The 24,776-nt window shown below is 55.0% G+C and carries 10 protein-coding genes and 1 pseudogene; 2 read left to right on the top strand and 9 right to left on the bottom strand.

Annotated elements, in window-relative coordinates; all coding sequences use genetic code 11:
• Positions 1-3: 3 nt before the first annotated feature.
• From AAE250_RS07760 to AAE250_RS07720, 9 genes are all read right to left on the bottom strand, one after another.
• A complete protein-coding gene (locus AAE250_RS07760; RefSeq protein ID WP_342288855.1) occupies positions 4-1,950 on the bottom strand; it encodes a fimbrillin family protein in 1,947 nt (648 codons plus the stop codon).
• 39 nt (positions 1,951-1,989) lie between these two features.
• Positions 1,990-4,617: a fimbrillin family protein gene (locus tag AAE250_RS07755; protein WP_342288854.1), complete on the bottom strand. Its 2,628-nt coding sequence runs from the start codon at positions 4,615-4,617 to the stop codon at positions 1,990-1,992.
• A 111-nt stretch (positions 4,618-4,728) separates the two neighbouring features.
• Positions 4,729-7,194, bottom strand: coding sequence for a fimbrillin family protein (locus AAE250_RS07750; protein ID WP_342288853.1), 2,466 nt, complete (start codon positions 7,192-7,194; stop codon positions 4,729-4,731).
• A 315-nt stretch (positions 7,195-7,509) separates the two neighbouring features.
• Entirely contained in the window at positions 7,510-12,021 is a 4,512-nt protein-coding gene (locus tag AAE250_RS07745) for a hypothetical protein (RefSeq protein WP_342288852.1), read from the bottom strand.
• Between the two features lie 366 nt (positions 12,022-12,387).
• A complete protein-coding gene (locus tag AAE250_RS07740; protein ID WP_342288851.1) occupies positions 12,388-14,313 on the bottom strand; it encodes an LruC domain-containing protein in 1,926 nt (641 codons plus the stop codon).
• A 235-nt stretch (positions 14,314-14,548) separates the two neighbouring features.
• Positions 14,549-16,939, bottom strand: a complete 2,391-nt coding sequence (gene topA / locus AAE250_RS07735) for a type I DNA topoisomerase (protein ID WP_342288850.1) — start codon at positions 16,937-16,939, stop codon at positions 14,549-14,551.
• Between the two features lie 146 nt (positions 16,940-17,085).
• Positions 17,086-18,693 carry a TonB-dependent receptor gene (locus AAE250_RS07730; RefSeq protein WP_342288849.1) on the bottom strand — a complete coding sequence of 536 codons (1,608 nt, stop codon included), beginning with the start codon at positions 18,691-18,693 and terminating at the stop codon, positions 17,086-17,088.
• A 39-nt stretch (positions 18,694-18,732) separates the two neighbouring features.
• A complete protein-coding gene (locus AAE250_RS07725) occupies positions 18,733-21,789 on the bottom strand; it encodes a tetratricopeptide repeat protein (protein ID WP_342288848.1) in 3,057 nt (1,018 codons plus the stop codon).
• Between the two features lie 38 nt (positions 21,790-21,827).
• The gene (locus AAE250_RS07720) at positions 21,828-22,370 is read right to left on the bottom strand and encodes an NUDIX domain-containing protein (RefSeq protein ID WP_342288847.1); all 543 of its coding nucleotides are present in this window, start codon (positions 22,368-22,370) and stop codon (positions 21,828-21,830) included.
• A 70-nt stretch (positions 22,371-22,440) separates the two neighbouring features.
• Here AAE250_RS07720 and AAE250_RS07715 point away from each other — a divergent pair, with 70 nt between their 5' ends.
• Both AAE250_RS07715 and AAE250_RS07710 read left to right on the top strand, forming a co-directional pair.
• Positions 22,441-22,956 (top strand): 3'-5' exonuclease, encoded by a 516-nt coding sequence (locus AAE250_RS07715; protein WP_342288846.1) that lies wholly within the window; start codon positions 22,441-22,443, stop codon positions 22,954-22,956.
• A 73-nt stretch (positions 22,957-23,029) separates the two neighbouring features.
• Positions 23,030-24,771, top strand: a pseudogene (locus AAE250_RS07710) (ATP-binding protein).
• The last annotated feature ends 5 nt before the right edge of the window (positions 24,772-24,776 follow it).

Genomic DNA, 24,776 nt, shown 5'->3' with positions numbered 1-24,776 from the left:
ATCTCACTTCTCCCAGTCGGGCTTCATACTGCCGCTGCCCGCGATCTCTGTCCAGTCGTTGATGCTGCCCGAGAGGGAGACGGCGGTATCGTCTACGGTGATGGTGATGGCGTACTTCTTGCCGGGCTCTATCTTGGCGGGGGTGCCGAAGAGGTTGTCGCTTGTGGGGTCAGTGCCGGTCTTGATGTCCGCCAGCTTCAGCGTGTACGAGTTCCCGTTGTCCAGTTTCAGCACGATGACGGCGTCGTCGCCCAGCGTCTGCGGGGCCACGGTGTAGACGGTGCCGTTTCCGAAGGGGGCGTCCGCGGCGTCGGCTGTCGTGTTGGCTCCGCCTATCAGGTCGCTGACGGCATTGGCCAGGGTGATGACGGCTTTTCCTTCGGTATCTACGGCGGGGGCAGTGCTCGTGACTTTCTTCAGGCGGATGATGCGCGTGGTGAGGGCGGCGAGCATGGCGTCGGCGGTCTTATATCCCTCGCCGGGCACCAGCGTGACGGCGATTTGGCTCATGGCGTGGCCCAGCGTCAGGCTGAGGGCGGTGCCGTATCCATTGCTGGCGGTGGCAAGCCCCGTCAGGAAATCCGTCTCGGGTGTGGTGCCTGCATTATTATAGGTGAAGAGCGCGGCAAACTTGCCGGAGTAGCTGCTCTGGGCGATGGCGTCCCAATAGAGGGGGGCGTCGGTGGTCCAGGCGGTGGAGCCATTGTAGGTGTAGGTGGCAGCGTGGACGGCGTCCGTGCTCAGGGCGTCGACACCGTCGTTGCTGGTGATGTACGTCAGCTTCAGTTTGTCGCCTGCGGCGGGCTTGTAGGTATCGCCGCCGTTCACCGTGATACCCGGCGTGCCGGCATCGGTGATGCCGTCGATGGTGATGGCCTTCGAGGCGCTGGTTCCGCTCTCATCCCATTCTGTCACGGAGAAGGAGAGACCAACGTCAGTCTTGCCGATGCTGACGTTGAGGACGTTGGTGGCGCTTTGTACCAATTGATAGCTGTCATCAGTCTTCATGGTGTAGCTCTGCTTTACTCCCCCGGAGGTGACGCTGACGGTGACGATGTCCGTGCTGGCAGCTACGGTCTGCGGGATGCAGATGGCTTCGTGGGTGGCGGCTGCGGTCAGCGGGCTTTCTTCGGGCTTGGTGGCGATGTCGGCGGGGGTGGTCAGCTTCTTCGGGGTGATGGCCTGCGGGCTGGCGGGGCTGCTGATGGTCTTGGTGCCGGCAGTTGTTGGACTGACGAAGGCGACGTCGCACTGCGTGTTCAGCCCGAGGATGGAGACGGTGGCGGCGGCCAGCTCTTGGGTGGTGTAGGTGCTGGTGCCGTCTGTGGAGTTATCCACGATGTTGACGCGCAGCTTGGCCAGGGCGTGGGTGAAGTTGAGCTGGGTGGTTTGCTTGTTTGCGGTGTACGTCAGGCCGCGCACATTGTTGCTGATGAGCAGGTCGCTGGCGACGAAGGCATCGGTGCCGGTACCGGCGATGTTGCCGCTTTGGTCGGCCTGTATGCTCCAGCTGATGCCGGTGGCACCGGTGTTCAGCGGGGCGGTGGCGTCGTAGGGGCTGTAGGCATAGAGGTCGAGGGCAGTGGGGTAGTCGTTCCAATAGACGGGCGTGGCGGTGGTGCCATCGACGTCGTAGAGGTGGTTGGCACTGTTGCCGCTTACGCCGCTGTTGGCATCGAGGGCGTTGGCATTCTTGGGGGCGAAGTACACGCCCACCTGGGCGCCGTCGGCAAAGCTGGAAAGGTTACCGGTGGTGGAGCCTCGTGTGGCAAAGCCGGTGGCGGCGGCTTGTGTGGCAGCGGCTCGTGTACCGGTGGCAGCTTCCACGTGGAAGTTCAGCATCACCTCGTGGGGGGTGTTGTCTTCGGGCGAATCGTTGTCCTGGCAGGCGCTCAGGCTGATGATGGCGGCGGCGCTCAGGGCGGCCCATATATAGCTTTTCGTTTTCATCTTCTTATACTTTATAATGGTTATCGTTATTGCTTCTGTTTAGGGGTTGGTGTCGGAGGTGTCGGGCGTGCCGGCCGGGTCCACCAGTTCTCCGCCGCCGGTGGTGGTGCTGCCCTCGCTGCCCCAGTCTTCCAGGGTGAAGCTGATGGCTACTCCGGTCTTGTCCACGGTCAGGATGATGTTGTTCTGCTGTCCGGGCTGGTAGGCGAAGCCGGTGGCGGTGGGAGCCTTGTAGTTGTAGGTGTTGGCGCCGATGGTGACGGTGACCAGCAGCTGCCCGGCCTGCACGGTTTGCGGCGCTACCAGGGCGGTGGCGCTGAAGGACTTGTCGACGGGCGGGACAGCGGGACCTTCGTTGGAGTTGGAGGCGTTGTCGTCCGTCAGCGTCAGCGGCAGCACGGCGTTGGCATCATCGCTGAGGGTGATGCTACCGTCGGTGGCGATGCCGGTGAGCGGGTGCAGGTTGTGCAGCTTGACGCTGACCTCGCCGGCCGTCAAGGCATCGTAGCCCGTGCCCGGCTGCAGGGTGAAGCGGACTTGCGCCATGAGGTGCGTGGCGCTGAAGGAGATCTTGCTGCCGAAGGCGACGCCGGTGGCGGTGCCTCCCCGGTAGTCCTTCACCAGTCCGGTGTCGGTGTTAGTGCCGTCGGTGGGGGTGAACAGGGCGTAGAAAGTGTAGGGGCTGTTGCTGCTGAGCAGTGCGTCCCAGTAGAAGGGGGCGGTGGAGGTCCAGGCAGTGGCGTTGGCGTCGTAGAGGTAGGCTCCGGTGGCGGTGCTGCCGTCGGCGCTGATGTCCAGCCGGTCTCCGTCGGTCGGGTTGTCACCGGCCAGGATGCTGCCCGAGGCGTCGGTGATGCCGTCGATGCTGATGGTCTTCGAGGTGCTGCTTCCGTTGACTGCCCACTCTGCTGTGCCGACGGTGATGGCAGTCTGCGTGGGGTTCAGGGTCAGGGCCAGGGTGGTGATTTCGCCTGGGGCCAGCTCCAGGTCGCTGGTCAGGGTGGCGGTGTAGGTATTACCGTTTGTCAGCTTCACGACGAACTTGGCTCCGGTGGCTATGATTTGCGGTGCTACGATGTAGTCCGTGGCAGGACTCAGTACCGGATATGCGGCCGGGGTGCCGGTGGCGTTGGCTCGGATGGCGTTGTTGTCTTCGGGCACGGTGCTGTAGGCCAGGGTGTAGGCGGGCAGCATGGCCGGGGTGGCGATGGTGGCGTTCGTCAGCAGGCTGGCGGTGAAGTTGGTGGCGGCGGTGAGCGTGATGCGCAGCTTAGCCAGCAGGTGGCGGTAGTTCAGGGCCAGGGTGCCGGCTTTCATCTCGGCGGGGCCGGCGGCCAGGGGGTCGTTCAGCTGGGTGGTGGCGTCTACGATGGTGCTGCCGCCGGGGGTGGGCCCGGTGGTGTTCAGGGTCAGGGCGTAGAAGCGGTCGGCAGGCACCACATCGTCCACGTAGAAGGGGGTGGCGTCGGCGGTCCAGGTGCCGGTGCCGGCGTCCTTGCTGTAGGCCCGTGCGGCGACGGGGGCTTGGGTGAGCAGGTTGTCCGTCGGGTCGTTGCTATTGGCGGTGAAGTCTTCCTGTCCCTTCCATAGCTTCATGGTGCTGAAGGCGGGGGCGCTGCCGCTGATGTCGTCCGGTGTGCCGCTGATGTCGATAGAGACGGTGGCGGCGATGGGGTCTGGAGTGGTCCAGTCCGTCACGACGATGCTGCCCAGGACCACGTCGGTGCGGTTGGCGGTAACTGTTATCTGGGTGATGGCTCCTGCGTTGAAGCCTATTTCCTCAGCCGAAGTGTAGGTGTAGGAGCGCTCCACGCCGGCCACGATGAGGGTGAACTTCAGCTTCAGCTCTCCGGTGACCAGCGTCTGCGGTGGGGCGATGAAGCGGAAGCTGCGTGTGGCGCTGGTGCCATCGACGTAAGGTTTCAGGCCTGTGCTGTTGCCGCCGGTCGTCATGGCCACGGCGGGGCGTTCGATGCTGGGCACGGGGTCGGGCTGTGCCGGTGTGGGGTTGGGGTCGGAGTAGAGCACGACGTAGTCCGTCTGCAGGCCGTTGATGCTGAGGCTGGCGGTGGCCAGTTCAGCATCGGTCAGCGCATCGGGGGCGTTGGGGTCGCTCACCAGCTTCACTTGCAGCTGGCTGAGGAGATGCTTCAGGTTGAGGTCTAGCGTGCCGCTCTTCTCGGTGGTCTGGTAGGCCATCAGCAGGTCGGAGGCCTCGAAGGCGCTGAGGGCATCGGCTGCTGCGCGGGTGCTCTGCTCGGCCGAGGCGCTTTGATTGGCTTCCACCGTTCCGGTGTTGCCGTCGGTCGGCATCTGCGGAGCCACGGCGAAGAAGGCGTATCGCTCTGCTGCCGGGGCTGCCTGGTTCGGCTTCAGGTCTTGCCAGTAGAGGGGTGCTGCGGTGCTCCAACTGCCGTCGGTGCAGGTGAAGGTGCTCCGCGGGCCGCTCTCCATGCTGCTGTAGCACAGGGTAAGCGTGGCGCCGTTGGTGGGGGAGTAGGGGGTGGTGGCGTCGTCGTTGGCGCGTGTCTTGGCACTGCTCTGCGTGATGCGTGTCTGTATGCTGACGGCCTCTCTGCCGGTTTCCATTCCGTTCTCTTCGGTGCTGCATGCTGCCATCAGGGCTGCCGTCAGCATCATTGTCGTTATCGTCTTAATCTTCTTCATATCTTTCTTTATTTAACAGGCCGAACCCAGAGCCACGTAGCCGCGTAGGTTCTCCTTCTGTTCTTTTGTTCTTCTGTCTTCTCTCTGCTCTTCTACTCTTTTTATGTCTTCTCAGTCATCATACCCTGCATCCCCCTCATGTGTCTCGCCCGGCGTCCAGGGCGTGGTGCCCACGGTGATGCTGTTCAGTTCGCTCTTGCTGATGCCTATCTTCAGCAGGGTGGTCTTTCCGGCTTCGGCCTTCATGCCGTCGGGGGTGCTGATTCCGTAGGTGTGGTTCGCCAGGGTGATGGTGGCCAGTCGGCTGCCGGGACTGAAGGACTGCGGGGCCAGGATGAGCGAGAAGCTCTGTCCGGGCTGGTCGGCGTTCAGGGTGCGGGGCTGCGCGTTGGGGTCGGTAGTGGTGGTGCCGTCGGCATCGATGGCGGCCAGTGGCAGCACGGCGTGTAATTCCACGGTAGCGGCGGCCAGCTCGGCCGGGGTGAACTCAGGGGCGGTGAGTTGCAGCTCGATGCGTGCCAGGGCGTGCGTCAGGACGAAGGCGGGCGCGGTGCCGAAGGGCGTGGTGGCGGTGCCGGCCAGGTAGTCCGTCTCATTCTGTCCCACCGGTGCAGCGGCGGGGGTGAAGAGGGCGGCGAAGCGGAGGGGCCGGGTGGCGGACTGCGGTACCTGATCCCAGTAGAGGGGGGCGGTGCAGGTCCAGGCGTCGTCGGTGTAGAGGTAGGTGGCGGCGAGGGCGTCGTCGTCGTCAGTCAGGTACGTCAGCCTCAGGAGGTCGCCCTGGGCGGCGTTGAGGGCTATATTATCTTTGCCGCTTCCGTCGGCCAGGTCATCCACGTGGATGCTTTGCGGGGTTTCGTCGCCGGTGGTCCAGGGAGCCGGGCTGACGGATATGCCCATACGGCTGGGGGTGAGCGTCAGTTTGAGGGTGGCTATCTGTCCGGACTTCAGCTCCAGAGCTTCGGTCAGGGTGGCGGTGTAGTTGGTGGCGGCGGTGCCGGTGTTCTTCAGCCGGAGGGTGAAGGTGGTGGCGGCGGGCACGGTCTGGGGCAGGACGATGAGCGAGGCGTTGCCGGCGTCATCCGTGGTCAGGGTGTAGGAGCCGGGGTCTTGGGAGGTCACGAGGTTCTTGTCGCTGACGTCGGCCTTTTTATTAAATCCGTTCAGCGTCAGGGTGGCACCCGCCAGGCTGGTGGAGGCGGGGAAGTCGGCTCCCTTCAGCAGGGCGATGTCGAGGCGGGTGTAGAGGTGCTTCAGGGCGATGTCGATGCCGCCGCCTTGCAGCGGGGCGGGGGTGACGTTGCCCAGCAGGTCGGGCAGGAGGCTGACGGGGTCGGTCAGCGGGGTGCCGTCGGGTGCGGTGGGGGTGTGGCGGGCGTAGAAGGTGGCGTCCGGGAGCAGATTCTCCAGGTAGAAGGGGGTGGGACTGGTCCAGGCATCGTCATCGTCGCTATACGTATAGAGGGCTTTCGCATCGGGGGTGGCAGCATTCCAGAGGGTGAGGCTGTGGACGGAGGCTGCGGTGCCGTCGGTGGCGGTGACGTCCATGGTGAGGGAGCGCAGCTGGGCGGTGATGCCGGTGGTCCAGTCGCTGACGGTGGCGTTGACGGTGGCTGCGGTCTGCCGCAGGTGTACGCGCAGGGTGTTGACGGTTCCCTCCAGGAGGGCGGTTCCGGCGGCGAGTGGGGCGTCGAGAGATTTTCCGTCGGCGGTGGTGATGACCAGCTTCAGGCTGGCATCGGCTGCGGTGGGCAGCACGATGGCGGTGGCGGTGAGCAGGCCGGGGAGGTCGTCGTCGGTGCCGGTGGCGTCGGCTGCGGCTTCGGTGGCATCGTAGGTAGCGGGCAGACTGATGTCGGCGCGGCTATCGGGGTCGGTGATGAGTTGCTGCTCGGTCAGGCTCCAGCGGGCGTCGGTGGCGGTGCCTTGCAAGAGGATGGTGGCGCCGTTCAGGTCCAGATCGGCGGCGGTGGCTTCGCGACTTACGTTGACGATGAGCTTCACCAGCTTGTGGCGGAAGGCGAGCGATACGTCGGGATTGTTGATGCTATGCCCGGTGCTTCGTTCGGCCACCATGAGGTCTATCTGGCTGAGGGCGGACTGCTGGGCGGTGCTGACGGGTATGTTGAGTGCCTCGTCGGGCTGGCAGTAGGGGTAGAAGGCTATGATGTCGACTTTTTCTCCCTGTGTGGGGTAGTAGGCGGTGTTGTCCGCGTCGGCGGGGGCGAAGGCTCCGGTGGTGTTGGCAGTGAGGTATCGGTAGGCTGTTTTTCCTTCGGCCGGGGTGTTGGTTCCGGCGTTGAGGAGGAGGATGCCGATGGCGTCATCGGGCTGCCAGGCGGCGTCGGTGGCGCGAGTTTGGGCCGGGGCCGGGGCGGCTGTCGGGGCTGCTGTCGGTGCCGGGGCCGGTGCTGCGGGGTTGCTACCGTGGTTGTTACCGGTGATGATTGCGGTGGTGATTCGGATGGCGGTCCGTGGTTCGGTGCTGTTTCCGTCCTGGTCTTTGTCGGAGCAGGCGGCCAATGTCAGCAGTGCGATGGCTGCGGGCAGCACCAGGTGTCTTGTTGTTGCTTTCATAAGGGATATTGATTTGTTTATTTTCATGACGTTTTATTACTTTTTTTGTTTCTTGGGAGTGTCTCGGACTCCTCCGTAAGTCGGAGAGTATCTCAACTCCTCCGCCAGCAGCACTATCTCAATTCCTCCGCCTGAAAGGGGAGGTGGCCGCAGGCCGGAGGAGTCTCCCACGCTGCAGAGTTCTTCAGCACTGCCAGCATAGCTTTGCGCTAAACTCCCTCCCCCCGCTGTGCGGGGTACTCCCCCTTTCAGGCGGGAGAGTCTGAGATAGTGCTGCTTGCAGGCTCCGCGGCTTGTGGACTCCGTTGCTTACGGCTACTGCGGTGCGTCCTCCACCAGCTTGGGCGGGGTGGTGTCGGCGGGGTCGCCGACCACGAAGTGGTAGTTGCAGTACTGGGCGTCCGTCGGCTGCTTGTCGTTGTTCCAGTCCTTGATGCCATCGTTCAACGTGCTCACGTAGTTATTGTTCAGGTCCTCGATGGAGCTTGTGCCGGTGCCGTCTGCAGCGCCGCCTGTATCGCCGAATTTATTGTTGTTGGTGGGGTAGCTGTATCTGGCAGGAGAACTGCCATTGGTGTTGCTATTTAACACGCGGCTATCTGAAGTTATGGTGTAGCAGGATATAACGTTGCGAGTGTTGTCAGTGTTGTTGTACCCTACCACGCCGCCTGCGCCATCCGTGCTGTCTTTTCCTGTTATTTTGCCGTTGTTGGTGCAGGCTATGATAGCGCCGCTACTGTATCCTGTTATGCCGCCTACGTAGTCCGTCCTGTCCTTTCTCGTTATTGTGCCGCTGTTGGTGCAGGCTATGATGCTGCCGGTATTGTCTCCCGCTATGCCGCCGCAGTTATCATTGTTGTTCGTCACGGTGCTGCTGTTGGTGCAGGCCATGATGATGCCGACATTCTCTGCCACAATGCCACCACATTTACCCTTGTCGTTATTCAAGCTGCCGCTGATGTTACAGTTGGTGATGGTGCCACGATTTCTTACCGCAATGCCACCCACCGTGGCGGAGCCGGAGCTGGCGTTGATTATGGCATTCACTAGTGTCAGATCCTTCACGCTGCCATCGTCGGTGATGTTGGCGAATAAGCCGAAATCGCCTTCTCTGCCATCGACGTTGAGACCTTGGATGGCTTTGCCGTTGCCGTCGAAGCAGCCGGCATAGTCTTTCATCGGCGTCCAGCTGCTGCTGTTGGAGGGCATGGTGATGTTGTCTGTCAGCGTGGCATTCAGCTTGGTGTTGTCTCCACCCAGGTTCACGACGGCAGCAAAGGCTTGCAAGTCTTTGAGAGTACTTATCTGCCAGGTGTCGGCGTTGCCGCCTGAGCCGGGCGTGATGTTGATGCTTATATCTCCGGCGCCGGGCTCTCCGCTCGCCAGTGTGGGCAGGTCGCTGCTGCTGCCGGCCGTGTAGTGGTAAAGGAACTTCTTCTCTGCCGTCGTTCCTGCGCTTCTGTTGTAGGCGTAGATGAGGGTATTCATCTCTTTCACGTAGTTCTGGTTCAGATCCTCGATGGAGCTCGAGCCGGTGCCGTCTGCGTCACCGCCTGTTTCGCCGAAGTTCTTGTTGTTGGTGGGATAGCAACCTTTGATTCTATCAAGGCTCGTGTTTGCTATATTGCTGCCGGCTGTAGTGGTGTAGCAGGCAATGAATTGGCCGTTGCTATATGGGCTGTCGTATCCTGCAATGCCATGGGCGTCGTCTCCCGTAAGTGTGCCGCTATTGCTGCATCCCACGATGGTGCCGTTGTTGTATTGCACGATGCCGCCGCTGCTGCCGCTGTTAGTGCCCATGATGGTGCCACTGTTGCTGCATCTCATGATGGTGCCGCCGTCATTTTTTTGCGCGATACCGCCGACACTTGTTCCTGCTACCTTGCCGTTGTTGCTGCAGCCCGTGATGATACCACTGTTGGTCACCACGATGCCGGCGGTATTGCTGCCATTATTGTTGTCGCTTGTTACGACGCCCTTGCCCTCGATGCCCGTAGCCACGAAGTGGCAGTTTGCGATGATGCCGCTGTTCTCTATCGCGATGCCGGCGCAGGAGGTGGCGCCGTCGCTATAGGTGCTGACGATGACGGCATCTTCCAGCGCCAGGTCCTTCACCGTGGCGCCGATGCCGATGTAGGCGAAGAGGGCGTTGTTGACGTCTTTCGTCGCGGTGCGCATGACGAGGTTCTTTATCTTATAGCCTCCGCCGTCGAAGGTGCCGGTGTAGGGTTCGGCTTTCGTCCCGGCTATTGTTGTCCAGTTGCTGCCGTTGGCGGCGTCGGTCGGGTCGTCCAAGGTGATGTCTTCCATTAGCTTGGCATTCAGCTTGGCGTTGTTTCCGCCTGCGCTTACGACGTAGGCAAAGCTTGTCAGACCTTTGGATGTGCTTATCTGCCAGGTATTGTCGTCCTGGACATCGATGCCCAGGTCTCTCTTGAGCTCAAACGCTCCTGTTGTCAGTGTGGGCGGGGTGTTGTTGTCGCCGTCGGCTTCGTAGTGGAAGGGGAGTCTATCTTCGTTCTCTATATTGTTACCACCGTAGATGATGGCATTCATTAAGTGCACATTGTTGTTCAGGTCGGCAATGGAGCCGAGCTTGGCATTGTTGGCAGGATAGCAGCCTTGCGGAAGGGGGGCATTGTCAGCCAGCCTACCCACGACACTCATCCCCTCCGCCATGGAGCAGCAGGCAAGGATGGAGGAGGGGGAAGTGTTTTTGTTCCATCCCACGATGCCGCCACCGGCACCTTGATTATAGGCGTCAATGATGATACCGCTGTAGCTGCATGCTGTAATGGTGCCGCCGTTCTGATTCTCTCCCACGATGCCACCGGCGTAGCTGCCATAGTCACCGGCCATTACGATACCCTTGCTTTCTATACCCGATACCACAAGGTGGCAGTTCTTGATGGTGCCGCTGTTCGTTCCTGCTATGCCGCCGCAATTAGAGTATGGAGCTTGGTCACGTCCCCCACTGTTGATGACGGCATCTATCAGTATCACGTTCTTGATGGTACCGTTGTTTACTGCTGCTATACCACCGGAAATGTTACGTTCCTGCCAATTGTTGATGACGAGATCTTTCAGTATCAGATTCTTCACCGTACCGGCTGTGCCTATGCGGAGAAAGAGGCCGTCATAGTTATATATACCCCCCTTGATGCAGACGAGGTTCGAGATTTGGTGGCCTCCGCCGTCGAAGGTGCCGGTATAAGGGATGTTGTTCGTTCCTATCGGCGTCCAGTTGCTGCCGTCAGCGGTGGGTGGGGTGGGCAGGCTGATGTCGTTGGTCAGGGTGATGTTGGTTTTCATTCTTGCGGCGATGTCGGCGTCGGTGTCGTAGGCAGGGGCGTCTGCTGGCTGTAAGGGCGGCGTGCCGCCGTTCTGCATCCAGTTTGCCACGGTTTGCAGGGCATGGGCACCCTTCACGGTGTAGGTGTAGGCGCTGGTCTCGCTGTCATAGGCCACGCTGAGTTGCTTCTCCAGATTCACCAGTTCCGTCTCACTGTCCGCGTTTCCCCATCCCGGCCGGCCCGGCTGGATGAAGATGATGGTGCTGTGGGCTTCATCCTCTTCAGAGATGTTCAGTTTGAGGGGGTAGCGCAGGTTGGCGCCGAGGGACTTACCGTTGGTGGTGGCGGTGCCGTCTTTCTGTTGCAGTATGTAGCTCCGGGTACTGCTGATGCCTGATGCGCCATTCCACTTCACTTGTGCAGCGAAGCGCTTCACGCAGGCCGTGATGTCGGCCGAGGCGCTACCGGCGGTGCCGGTTCCGGGGACGATGGCTTGCCACAAGGTGCCGCCGCCTGTCGTGGTTGTCCTGCTGAAGGGGACGAAGAAGGTTGCTTCGTTCGAGGTGGTTTTGGTCGTAGCGCCGTCCGTGTCATCGGCAGCTTTCGTTGCAGCAGCCGTTCTGTCGACGGTAACCTCTGCCCATAGCTGCACAAGGGTGCCGCTATTCGGTATCACCACCTCTTCTCCTTCTTCTATTCCCTTCCTGCTGATTGTGATGTCCGCCTCTGCCAATTGCATCAGCGCCCCCGGATGCACCAGGTTAGCCTGAATGGCGCCCAGCGTGGAGCTGTCCAAGTCGCGGTCGATGACGATACTGCCGGCGGCCGGGGAGGCATTGCTGTTTGCATTGCCGTCGCCGTTTGCATTCTGCCCCGTCGAAACCGCCATCAGCGCATCGGCATAGGCGCGGACGGGATACTTTCCGTTCTCAATACCGGGAATGCTAACCTCGCTCGCGGAGAGGTACTTCATGCCGCACAGATCCACACTGACGTCGTCCGCGGAAATGCCTTCGATGGGGAAACCTGCAGGCAGATTGTCTGCTGTAGCGTCGGGGCCGGGAGCAAACCATAGCATGGCCTGGGCTCCGGCCCACGTCTCGGTGGAGGTGGGGTTGGGATTGCTGTCTCTACTGTTGTTGGGCCGCAGCGGGTTGGTGGCAGCATTATAGCCTTCCACCGTCCAATTGCCGTCGCCATAGGTAACCTTGGTGCTATACTTCGCCGCGTCGGCTTGACTGCCGTCGCCGTCGGCCTGAAAGTCGTATCCTGCAAAGGCCTCGCCGCTGAAGTTGTAGCGCAGGGCTACTGCAGCTCCGGCCTGGAAGGCAGTGATAGGTGTGTTGGTGCTGTAGGTGGTGGCGTCGCTGCTGCGCGTCTGCACACTATGCCCGTCCAGGCTGAGGGCGGAGATGGAGAGCTGTCCTTTTGTGGAGTTGGGATCGTTGCCCGGGTCGTCGTCATTGGGCGTACAGGCTGTCAGTGCCAGCAGTGCGATGGCTGTGGACAACAAGAAGTGTTTTGTTGCTTTCATAAGGGGCATTATTTGTTTATTAATTATTGTCTGTTTATCGGTGGTGTAAAAATACAATCGTACTACAACTCGAGACAATTTCTTCTTAATTTTCGTGTGACATTTTTAGGGAAAGTTTGTGACATCGGGCCTGGAAGGTATTCTGGCGGGGGTAAATGTGTGCACAATGCTGCAGTATTATCACAATGCTGCAGTATATAAGGATGCGAGGCGGTTGCCGAGTGATGTGGATGTGGAGTGTCTGTGAGGCAGCTTTTACATGGCTACACCCTTTTCCCCGGATGGTGTAGCCATCACCACTAAAGGGTGTAGCCATCCGGGGGAAAGGGTGTAGCCATGCAAAAAGGAGGTTTTGCTGTAACTTTTCTATTTCTTATACCAGTCTTTATTGTTGCTTCCGTTTGACTTTACCCATCCGATGAAATCAGGATAAGTTTTGTATATCCTTACGCCCTCGGCCGGTATATTGAAATCAAGGACATTGGGCAGATTTATTCCGAATGGCATCAGGTTTATTCCTTCTTCCTCATAGCGGGCAAGGTAGTAAATGCTTGATGCAGTATTCGATACATCATCTTGGGTGTTGAAGAGATCCATATCGGCCTTCTCAGTGGGCGGATAATTCACTAAGTGTACTTCTCTGCTCCGGTCGTTGACAAAGAGGAATGGGTTGTAGGGAGGAGTGACAAGGCTCTCATCCGCATCCTGCACTTCGATGGTGACGGTGAATGTTTGTCCCAATACGCTTCTCACATCATCGAACAAGATGATGGTGCGGTAAGGCTGGTCTGATTCTACTCTACTGCCTGATGGCCCCGAGATATCAATGCTTGTTATTCTGCTCGGATCAATGTTGTGCAGTTGATACCCGAACCCACAAGAGTAGGTACCGCCATTGTGGACAGGAGTAAACTCATCTACTATCTTATAGACTTTATTACCTACTATCTGGCGGTAGAGGGTTGATTTATATTCTACCACAACGTCATTCATATCGTAGTCTCCTTCTGAAGGCCATTGGTCTTCGTAGGTCAGTGTTCCTTTGCGTATGACAGTGTTTTCGACGTTGCTGGGCGGATTTACCGGAGGTAATTCCCCTCCTCCCTCAATAGCGCCTTTCTCCGCAATTTTTAAGTAGAAGGTTGCATCGCAATAGTCGTAATCTTCATTATCCTCAAAGCCTATGGCTACAATCTGGTCAGTGCTTTCATGTCGTAATGCTACTACCCGTTGTACTAGATTCCCTTCCTTGTCTTTTTCGTTCATAGAATTGTAAGAATAGCGGGTAGAACGGGCATAACTTTGTTCGACTATATTGCCATTGCGAAAAGCATCTCCTTCCAGGTACCATCCTAAAGTGACACCTGCAGGAAATTTACTTTCGAATTTCTGTTCTGCTTCATTCCAGTATTGCAGTTTCACTTCATGTCCGCAAAGTAATGCTCCGGTGGCTTTGGATATGGGAGATGCATTCGGAAATGCAAGTATTTTCTTTATAGTACTCTCTGTAGGAACAGTATTGGTCGGGTAGGTAAAATATCCCACTGTGTTGTTCCAAGTGGCACCACTTTTCATGAATACAAGGCTTACTTCTGTAGGCTTGGTTATTTTTAACTCAGAGGTTGCATTCTCATTGATCCATTCCGGATGCTTTTTGGGGATTTTATCATCTCTAGCTTTGCTGTAGGCAGCATTTATGCTGTACAGTATATCTGCAGGAGGCATGGTCAAATCGAGTTCTATATTAGAAGGTAGTCCGTACTGGTCCCAATCTACTCCCGGCATTAGCATGTTATCGTCAAGATAGGTGAAACCTCCCGGAGTCACTGCTCTGGTTTTAGCCTGTAAGGAAGCAATGTAATCCTTCTGCTTGTAGTTGATTGCATCGTTCGAAACGGTTAACTCGACCGGAGAAACGGTTCCGAGGTAGTCACTGTAAAGCCATACTGCCGTGAGGCTCGACGGGATGGTGATGGTACCCGAATACTGTCCTTTCGTATCTGTGGCAGCAGAATAAATCGGGGTAAGTGCCTCATTCTTTATCCAAGAGTCTTCTTCCACAATCATGGGATTCTGGTCATAGAGTTGGAACAAGATGTAATAGTCATTGGTGAAACCATAGTCAATGCTTAACTTGACTTCCTTTGTCAGGCTGAAGTCGAATGCTTCTGTGGGATTCAGAGGCTTGTTCTTGACTTCACCTTGGTAGACATCTTTTTCTGTACAACTACTGAGTGCGAATACAGAAGATAAAAAGATGAACGCACATTTAGTAAAGAAAGATTTGTTCATAAATACCTTATTTATAATTGTTTGTTTGCTTGCTCTTGTTCTTAATACAAATATATAATAAATTTTAGAAAAGTGGATATGAAGCATATTTGTTTTGGTCAAATGAACTAAATATCGGCTGTTTATAGGGCTAAAATGCTCTTTAGTCAGGGTAAGTGGGGTAGAAGAAACAAAAAATCCCCGTTTATCGGATGCTTGCCCGATAAACGAGGATTTTATGGCATATACTGTTATTTTACTTCTTCTTAGCCGCAGCAGTCTTACTGCTTTTTGTTGCCTTGGTTGTTTTGGCCTTTGCAGTTGCTCTTTTCGGTTTACTTTCCTTGTCGCTTTGCAGTTTTACAATCTCCAGGCAAGCTTGCAGACTTAAGTCTTGCGGAACGATGTCTTTGGGAATCTTGTAATTGCTGCCTTTGTAAGCGATGTACGGGCCATAGCGACCGTTCAGGATTTCCAGTTCGGGCTCCTCGGCAAATTGCTTGATGTGTCTTTGGGCTTCCGCTTCCTTCTTCTTCAACAAAAGCTCGATGGCTTCTTCCAGCGTGATGCTCATCGGGTCCAGGGTCTTGGGCAATGAAGCGTAGATGCCGTTGTTCTGGACATAAGGACCGAAGCGTCCGACGCCGACAACAACCGTTTTGCCTTCGTATTCGCCCAGGGTGCGGGGAAGTTTGAACAATTCCAGGGCTTCTTCCAGCGTAATGGTTTCGATAGACATATCTTTCCTTAATTGGGCGAAGCGCGGCTTCTCCTCATCTTCGGCAGTACCTATTTGTGCCACGGGACCAAAACGACCGATCTTGACCGATACTTGTTTGCCGTTGACGGGATCTGTTCCCAGGATACGTTCGCCTGCTTTGTGAGCGCTCTTGGTGGCAAGCGTCTTTTCTACAGCAGGATGGAAATGCTTGTAGAAGGTGCCCAGGATGGAGCTCCACTGCTCGTTGCCTTCGGCAATTTCGTCGAACTGCTTTTCAACGCTGGCGGTGAAATTGTAGTCCAGGATATCCGGGAAGTATTCTATCAGGAAGTCGTTGACCACGGTACCGGTGTCGGTAGGCATCAGCTTCGATTTCTCCGCTCCGGTGATTTCGGTGCGGGTTGTATCTGTTATCTCGCTGTTCTGCAGGCTGAGTACATTGTACGTGCGTTCTTCGCCTTCTTTCTCGCCCTTTATCACATATTCGCGCTGCTGGATGGTGGAGATGGTAGGCGCGTAGGTAGACGGACGGCCTATGCCGAGCTCTTCCAGCTTGCGCACCAGGCTTGCTTCGGTATAGCGGGCCGGGTGTTGCGTGAAGCGTTCGGTGGCGGTGATATCTTCGTGTTGCAGTATTTGGCCTTTCTTCACCGGAGGAAGCAGGTGGGCTTCGTCTTCCTGTGCTTCGGCATCATCGTCGTAGGACTCACGGTAGACGCGGAGGAAACCGTCGAACTTCACTACTTCTCCGGTAGCCGTGAAGGTCTCGGATTCGTTGCTGATGCTGATGGTTACCGTTGTCTTTTCCAGTTCGGCGTCTGCCATCTGCGAGGCGATGGTGCGCTTCCAGATGAGGTCGTACAGTTTGCGTTCCTGCGGACTGCCTTCTATCTTGGCGTTCTCCATATAGGTGGGGCGGATGGCTTCGTGGGCTTCCTGTGCTCCTTTGGTTTTGGTAGCAAAGTGGCGCGGATATACGTAGCGTTCGCCCATCATGTTAGTGATGGCTTCTTTGCTGCTGTTTACGGCAAATTCAGAGAGGTTGACGGAGTCGGTACGCATGTAGGTGATTAATCCCGATTCGTACAGACGTTGCGCCACCATCATGGTTTGAGCTACCGTAAAGCCCAGCTTGCGAGCAGCTTCCTGCTGCAAGGTAGAGGTGGTGAATGGAGCGGCAGGGCCTTTCTTCAGCGGACGGGTGTTGATGTCGCTGATGGTGAATGTGGCGGACTTGCAGCTTTCCAGGAATTTCCGGGCTTCTGCTTTCGTCTTGAGGCGGTGCGGCAATTCGGCTTTCATTTCCACTGTCTTGCCGTCGGCATCCGGTACGAGGAATACGGCGGTGACGCGGTAGGAAGCCTCGGTCTGGAATGCATGTATCTCACGTTCGCGCTCCACGATGAGGCGGACGGCAACGGACTGCACGCGTCCGGCAGAGAGGGCGGGTTTTACCTTCTTCCACAATACCGGTGAAAGTTCGAAACCTACGATGCGGTCCAGGATGCGTCGTGCCTGCTGGGCGTCGACCAGATTGATATCGATGTCGCGGGGTTGCTCAATGGCTCTCAATATAGCACCTTTGGTGATTTCATGGAATACGATGCGCTTGGTGTGCTCCGGTTTCAGTTTCAGTACCTCGTACAAGTGCCAGGCGATGGCCTCTCCTTCGCGATCCTCATCGGAAGCCAGCCATACGGTTTCTGCCTGGTCGGCTTCTTCCTTCAACTGGGTTACGATTTTCTTTTTATCTGCCGGTATCTCGTAGTGTGGTTGGAAATTCTTATCTACGTCGATGCTGAACTCTTTTTTCTTCAAGTCACGTATGTGCCCGTAGCTGGACAGGACTTTGAAATCCTTCCCAAGGAATTTCTCAATGGTTTTTGCTTTTGCCGGAGACTCGACAATGACAAGGTTTTTCTGCATAAATTTCTGTTTTATAGTGACTCCCGCCACTCAATTCGCCCGCAAAAGTAGAAAAAAAAGATTCTTTCCACCTTATAATATAAGGAGAATTTAGCAAAAATGACCTTTTTTGGTTAAATTAGTTGCTCCGGCTTGTTATGATTCGCTTAGAATTGGAAACTTACTCCTCCTACAAAGTTGATACCTTTGGCGGGAAATCCCCAGTAGTACTGATAATCTTTGTTCAATAAATTATTTGCACGCACGTATATCGAGATACCCTCGAAAATATTGTAGCTTCCCCCCAGGTAGAGGTTGCTGACGGGATCTTCCTTCTCGCCTTCCACCTTCATGCGGGAAATGTTCTGGTAACCGAGGCTGACAAGAACGGAAGGAATGGGGCGAAGATCCATGCGGAGGTTGGCTTCGAGGGCGGGCTTGTAGGCGAGCAGCTGTTTGCTTGTCTCCTCACCGGATACCTGCCAGTCGCGATAGACGCCGGAAGCGGAGAAAGAAATAAGGTCTTTGTAGGAGTAGCTCACTTCGGCACCGGCATAGATGTTATGGGTGTTCTGCATATAAAGGATAGGGGCTTGAAGCAGATCGTTCTTCAGGTCCTGATACCCTCCGTAGATGTTGAACCACACACCGGGAGCAGGACTTGCCTTGAAGCCGAGGGCGGCATTCAGCTGTTCGTAAGTGGCATCTGTCTGCTGCATCATTTGCCCGTAAGGATTGACGATTTCGAGGCGGCGGAAGTCGTTCTGCAACTTTCCTCCTTTGGCTTGGGCATAGAGGGTGTAACTGTCGGAGAAGGTATATTCGGCCATTACGTCCGGGGCAACGCGGAACTCCTTGCCGAAGCCGAAAGCCAGGTCGACATGTGCGCCGAGACGGATTTTCCAGTCATCGTTGCGGAAGAGGTAGTATGGATTCAGGTTCAGGGCAGTGTAGTTCTCGAACCAGTCGCCATTGTAGAATACATTGTCCATGCCGAGTGCCAGTCCGATGGACTGCTCGTCGGAGATGGAGCCGGAAACATCGGCTTTGGTACGTACGATGCCTTCTTTGGTATCGGTTAAAGATATATCGTGCTGGCGCTCATAGAACAGCAGGTTGGTTTCTGCGCGGAATTGGAGCGGCAGGTCGTCACTGGTAGACTTTACACCGAAATGCATGCCGCCGGAGGTGAACTTCTGCTTGCTGTTCTGGTAATCCGGCCGGAAGTTGAAGTTGCTCAGGTCGAAGTTGCCGGCTACGTTCAGGTCTACTTTGTTGAAGGCGTGTACATAGTCCATGCCGGCATGGGTGCGATAGTAGTATGAGTTCCAGTCGCTGCCGTCTTCGGGCATCTCCAGTTTGCCGTCCATACCGTTCATGTGGAGTGTCAGGTTGAGGCGGTCTCGGGCTGACATTGTGAAGAGGTAGTTGGCGCGGGCATCGAGGTTGCCATAGTTGCCATATCCCAGGCGGACGTAGCCCGGCAGGGCTTTGGCCTGCGTTTCTATTCCGGTGTAGGCCTGCATGGTGGTTGCAGGAATTGCGGCGGCAGGTGCGAGCGTAGCATCATATTCCACCTCCTTCTTACTGACGGTAGGAGGTTCTACTTTGGGCAGTACGTTTACTTTCGAGGCATCCATGATGTCCGGGTTGTATTCTTGCTCTACGACCACTGTACGGTTCACGGTGGTGTCTTTGACCTGCGTCTGTGCCTGGGCGGCTATAGGGAAGGCTATCAGTGCCATTCCTCCGAGGATATATTGTATCTTTTTCATATTACTCTGTTCTACTTTCTACTAACTACTATCTACTAACTACTCCCCCTGCTCTCCTTTCAGCTTTTCCAGCCGTTCGTTTATCATTCCTTCGATGTCATCATCGGCATGGTAATTCTGTTGCAGGCTCAGCAGGTATTGGCGTGCATCAAGGTTCTTGTTCATGGCTACGTATACGTCCGACAAAAGGATGAAACTGCGTGCCAGCCAGTAGGCGTGCGGCGTGCTTTGGTCGATGAAGTTGAGTATCTCTTTTTCGGCAGCGGCGTAGTTGCCGGCGTTGTACCATTGCTGTGCCACGAGGTATTTGGCTTCTGCACCGTAGAGGGTACGGGTGTCTTTGGCCAAGAGTTGGAGGTCGTCCATCGCCTTCTTGTCTGCTTTCTCATTCAGGTAGGCTTTGGCGCGGTAGTACAAGGCTTCGCTGCGGAGTTCGGGAGACAGCTTGGCTTCGGCCAGCAGGGTGGTAGCAGCATTTATTACTTCTGTATCATCGTGCATCAGTGCGGCACAGCGAAGCACGCCGATAGCGCCGAGTTGGCGACGTTCTGCAGTGGTGGCTTTGGCTTGCAATTGCTTGTAGTCGGCAAGTGCCTGGTCGTACTGACGGCGGTTGAAGAGGATTTCTCCGTGCATCAGCAGGGCTTCTTCCGAATACGGGTTGTCGGGATATTCCAGCAGTTTGCCGGCATGTTCCAGTACGGCTTCTTCGTCCTTCTGATCCTTGCCGATGACGCTGAGGTAGTAATGGGCATTCAGGCTGAAAGCGCCGTTGGGGAAGCTCTGCAAGTAGCGGGTGAAGCTGGCTTTGGCAGGGATGGCTTCGCCCTTCATATATACCTTTTCGGCGGCGATGTAGGTCAGGGAGTCTTGTTCGTTGGGTTCGAAGCGGATTTCTCCCGGCATCTGTGCGGCAAGGGCGGCAAACTCTTCTACGCGGTTGGCGTCTACATAGATGGACTTTAGGTCGCGCATGGCGAGGCGGGCTTCCGCACTGCCCGGATACTTGGTGACAACATGCTTGTAGGCTTCGATGGCACGGTCGAAATCGTCGTTCTGATAATAGAGCAGACCGATTTCGGCAGCTGCTTTACGGCTGACGGGGCTTTCGGGGTATTTGTTCAGCAACTCGCGGAAGGTGGCGATGGCCTGGTTGCTGTTGTTGCTCTGTACGTAGGAGCGTCCTTTTTCGTAAAGGGCGTTGACGGCATAAGGAGAATTGGGGTACTTGGCGGACAGGCGGTCCAGCAAAGCCACCTTGCCGGAATAGTCTTTTTGAAGACCGGCTACCAAAGCCAACTGGTAGTAAGAGTAATCTCCGGCGGGTGTTCCCAGGTTTTCTGCCTTGGTGTAGTACTGTTTGGCTTCATCGAAGCGGCGGACGTGCAGGTTGCAGTCGCCGATGCGGTTGTAAGCATCGGCCAGTGCGGTGGGGTTCTCGCCTTTCTCCAACTGCGCAAAGTTGCGGAAACGGCTTTCTGCTGTTGAATAGTCTTTCTGATGGAAGGCTATGTAGGCAAGGTTGTAATAGGCAAGGGCGAACATCTCCGTGTTTCTCTGTTGCGTGAGGGACAGGTATTCGTTGAAGTTGCGTGAAGCTTCACGCATGCGGCCCATGCGGTAGTAAGATTCGCCGAGCCAGTAGAGGGCGTCTGCTTTGGTTTGCAGGTTGTATTGTCCCAGCGCGATGCTTTGGTTGAAGTAGCCGATGGCTTGTTCGAATTGGGTGTTGGCAAAGGACTGTGTGCCGAGCTGGAACAATATCTTTTGTTTGGCTTCCAGGATGGCACGACTGGGGTGCGCGATGCGTTCGATGGATTTGAGGGCGGCATCGTAGCTGCGTGTATTCATGTAAACCTCCACCAGATAGTTGCTTACTTTATCGGCGTATGGGGAATTGGGGAACTCGTTCAGGAACTTCTCGAAAACGGTTACCGACTCGCCGAAAGCGGAGTAGGAGGTTTCGTGGATGCAGAGCGCGTAGTTATAAGCGGCTTGCTCTTTTATTTTCAGATCGGCATTGGATGCGGCGGCTTGTTCGAAAGCCATGCGTGCCTTGGTCTTATCGGCCAGTTGCAGGTAAGCCAGACCCATGTGCAGGTAGGCGTTCTGGGAAAGGGCATCGTTACCGGTGGTTACCCTGCCGAGGATGGTGGGTACTTGGGAATATACGCCGCATTGGTAGCAGGACATACCCAGCATGTAGAGGGCGTCTCTTCTATGGGTAGGTTCAGAATTGTGTTCCAAATATTGCTCGAAGGATTTTATCGCTTCGTGGTATTTCCCGAAATGGTATTCTGCCGTACCGAGGATGCGGTTCATTTCAGCCGTGTGTATGTAGCTCAGACCGTCGGGATGAGCTGACAGAGCATTTTGCGCCACAATTTCTGCTTTGTCGTACTGCTTTTTCAGTAAGTAGATCTCGGCGATGTAATAGGGGACTAAGTCCTTGTATTTGGCATTGTCCTGCAAGGGAAGGAAACCGCTGAGGGCTTCGTCATACCGTCCTTGGGCATATCGGATGTAGGAGATATAGTAATCGCAGTCCGCTGCATATTTCTTGCTCGTGCTGCGCAGGGTTTCGAACCAGATGGCGGCTTCCTTTACGTTTCCGGTTTTCAGGTAGCAGGTTGCCAGGCGGTAGGTCATGTCGTCGCGCTCCTCGGAACCCAGCAGGTCGAGGCGGGCGGAGTTGAACATGGCGAGTGCTTCGTCGTATTTCTCTTCGAAGAAATAGGTAGATGCGATAAGCGCATAGATGCGGTTGGCATGGGGAGTGTCGGGGTATTCGTCCAGAAAAGCCCGCAGCAGGTCTACACTTTGGGGATCTCTGAGTTCGTATGCGGCACTGACCAGCATATATTCGGCTTCCTGTCGTTCACCGGTATCGGGCAATGGTTTGCCGTCGGCATTCATTTGGCGGACATAGGCCTGCAACGGAGAGATGGCGGCGGAATACGCTTTCTGCTGGAACAGGCTTTTCCCTTCTTGGAAGAGCCGTTGGGGGGAGGTGCTTTTCTCGCTTGTTTGCGCTGCAGCGAGCAATGGTGCGCAGCAAAGTGCCGTGCATAATATTCGGGAGATTCTATGTTTCATCTTCTTAAGAATAGGTGTTTTTACAAAAATACGAGTTTTCACTCGGATATGTTACAATCGTTTGGCTTTTTTAGGAATATCTCCAGTCCTTTGCGAATGGAACCCAAGCCGAAGTCTTCTGTACGGATATCTTTCAGTGGAAGGAAGAACGCGTCTGCAGCATCGTCCATTGCCTTGAAATGCTGGGTGTCTGCTACCGTGCAGCGGAAAAACATGTCCAGTGTATGTACGGGAAAGCCGGAGTAGATGTAGATGTTGGGAAGCGAGAACAGGTAATCTGCTTGCTCCACCACCATGCCGGTTTCTTCTTTTACTTCGCGGATGACGCCTTCTTCGCCCGTTTCTGCCATGTCGATGAAACCACCGGGAAGGTCGAGCGTCCCTTTGGCGGGTTCTTTGGCGCGGCGGCATACCAGCAATTCATTCTGTTTGTTCAGAATCAGGGCTACTGTGGCCGAGGAAGGGTTGAAATAATAGACGAAGCCGCAGTCGGCACATTGCTTGGACTTGCCGTTGTGAATTTCGAAATGGGAAGAACCGCATTTCGGGCAATATTTGAATTGTGAAAGAGGATGTTCCATGATTTTTGTCTTTGTCCGGTGCAAAGATATGTTTTTTCTTTCTATCTTTGGAAGGATAAAACGATATCGGATGAAAGATTTTGCAGCCATTGACTTTGAGACTGCCAACGAACAGCGTTGCAGTGTGTGCAGCGTAGGGGTAGTCATTGTGCGGGATGGGGAGATTGTGGATAATTACTACAGCCTGATTCGTCCCGAACCGGAATATTATACCTACTGGAATACCCGTGTGCATGGCCTGACTATGGCAGATACGGAATGTGCACCTATTTTCCCTGCTGTGTGGCAGGAAATTGCTCCGCGCATTGAAGGCTTGCCTTTGGTAGCCCATAACAAGCCTTTTGATGAAAGTTGTCTGAAGGCGGTATTCAGAACTTACAGTATGGATTATCCTGATTATGAGTTTTACTGTACTTTGAAGGAATCGCGGCGTGTCATCAAGGGATTGCCCAATTATCAGCTGCATACGGTGGCCGCTTGCTGTGGCTACCGGTTGGAACAGCATCACCACGCATTGGCGGATGCGGAGGCTTGTGCGTGGATAGCGAGGCGAGTGTTCGATCTGCTAAACGAGTATAAAGACTAATACCCCTTTAAACCGTTGGTTTATTTCACAGAATAGACTAACTTTGCCTATATTAATGATAAACGTCTGCAATATGAATCAAATAAAAGGAATACCATACGGAATATCAGATTTCAACCGGATGAGAAATGAAAACTTCTATTTCGTGGACAAGACCATGTATCTGCCGCTGATTGAGAATATGCCCAGCTATCTTTCCCTGGTCCGGCCGAGACGTTTCGGAAAGAGTCTGTTCCTGAGCATGATGCGTACTTACTACGATATATTGCAGCGAGATAATTTCGAAAAATATTTTGGTGATTTATGGATCGGCAGTCATCCGACCGACCAACGTAACCGCTTTCAGGTTCTTTATTTCGACTTTTCCAAAGCGGGTAATTCACTGTTGGGCACCGATCTGATGACCAGTTTCAATGATTATTGTAGTATCATCATCAATCAGTTCGCCCACGAATATGCTCCCTACTACGATTCTGATTTCGAGGCTACTATCAACAGTATCGAAAGTGCCAAGGCTAAACTCTCGTATATCGAAGTGAAAGCCCGTGAAAAAGGCAATCCGTTGTATCTTATTGTAGATGAATACGATAATTTTACAAATGTTATACTGAGCGAGCATGGACAGAAGATGTTTCGTGATTTGACCCATGCCAGTGGTTTCTACCGGGAATATTTCAAGCAATTTAAGGGAATGTTCGATCGTATTTTCATGATGGGAGTCAGCCCTGTTACGCTGGATGATTTATCCAGTGGGTATAATATCGATTGGAATATCTCGACTGATGAGAGGTTTAATGCAATGATGGGGTTCAGTGAATCGGAAGTACGTGAGATGTTGCTTTATTATCAGAAGAACGATCTGTTGCAAGGCGATATTGAGGCTATGATAACAGAAATGAAGCCTTGGTATGATAATTACTGCTTTGCCCGGATGAGCCTGGATGACGACCGGGTATTTAACTGCGACATGACTTTATACTACTTGCGCAACCAATTGGATTTTCATCGCGCTCCCACAGAAATGGTCGACAAGAACATCCGTACCGATTACAGCAAACTGAAAATGCTGGCGCGCATTGATCATGACAGCGCGCACGAAGGAAGCCGTATGAGTACTATTGAAGAGATTGCTGCAAAAGGCGAGATTCTGGTCAATCTTCATACTTCATTTCCGGCAGAGCGGGTGTGGATATTGATAATTTCCGTAGTCTGCTCTATTACTACGGGCTACTTACAATATGCGGTACTCGTGGAGATCGTCTAAAGATGTGTATCCCTAATAATAGCGTGCGCGAGCAATATTTTGGTTTTCTTCGTGATTATTACCAGCAAAGTCATAGAATTGATCTTTCTCATCTGAAAGATTTGATAGATGATTTTGCTTACGATGGCCATTGGCAGCCTTTCTTTGAAGCCATTGCCCGTGCCTATCGCGAAAATTCTTCCGTGCGCGATGCCATGGAAGGTGAAAGAAACCTGCAAGGCTTCCTCAAAGCCTATCTTGCACTTGCTTCCTACTACCTGATGGAGCCGGAACTGGAAATGAACTACGGTTATTGCGACTTCTTCCTCTTGCCCGACAAGCAGCGCTATCCGGATATAAACCACAGTTATATCCTGGAACTGAAATACACCGCACGTACAGCCACTGATGCAGAACTGGAAGTGCAAGCCGAGGAAGGGCGCCGACAACTCCTGCAATACAGTAAGGATAAAATAGCCCGACGACTGGCAGAAGGAACAACCCTTCATTGTTTACTCCTACAGTTCCGTGGGTGGGATATGGTGAGATGCGAGGAGATATGCCTTTCTTAATATCT

It is taken from the genome of Bacteroides sp. GD17 (assembly GCF_038448625.1).
Taxonomy (GTDB): domain Bacteria; phylum Bacteroidota; class Bacteroidia; order Bacteroidales; family Bacteroidaceae; genus Bacteroides.
The sequence above is the reverse complement of the archived record's forward strand: the minus strand, read 5'-3'. Positions and strand labels throughout refer to the sequence as shown.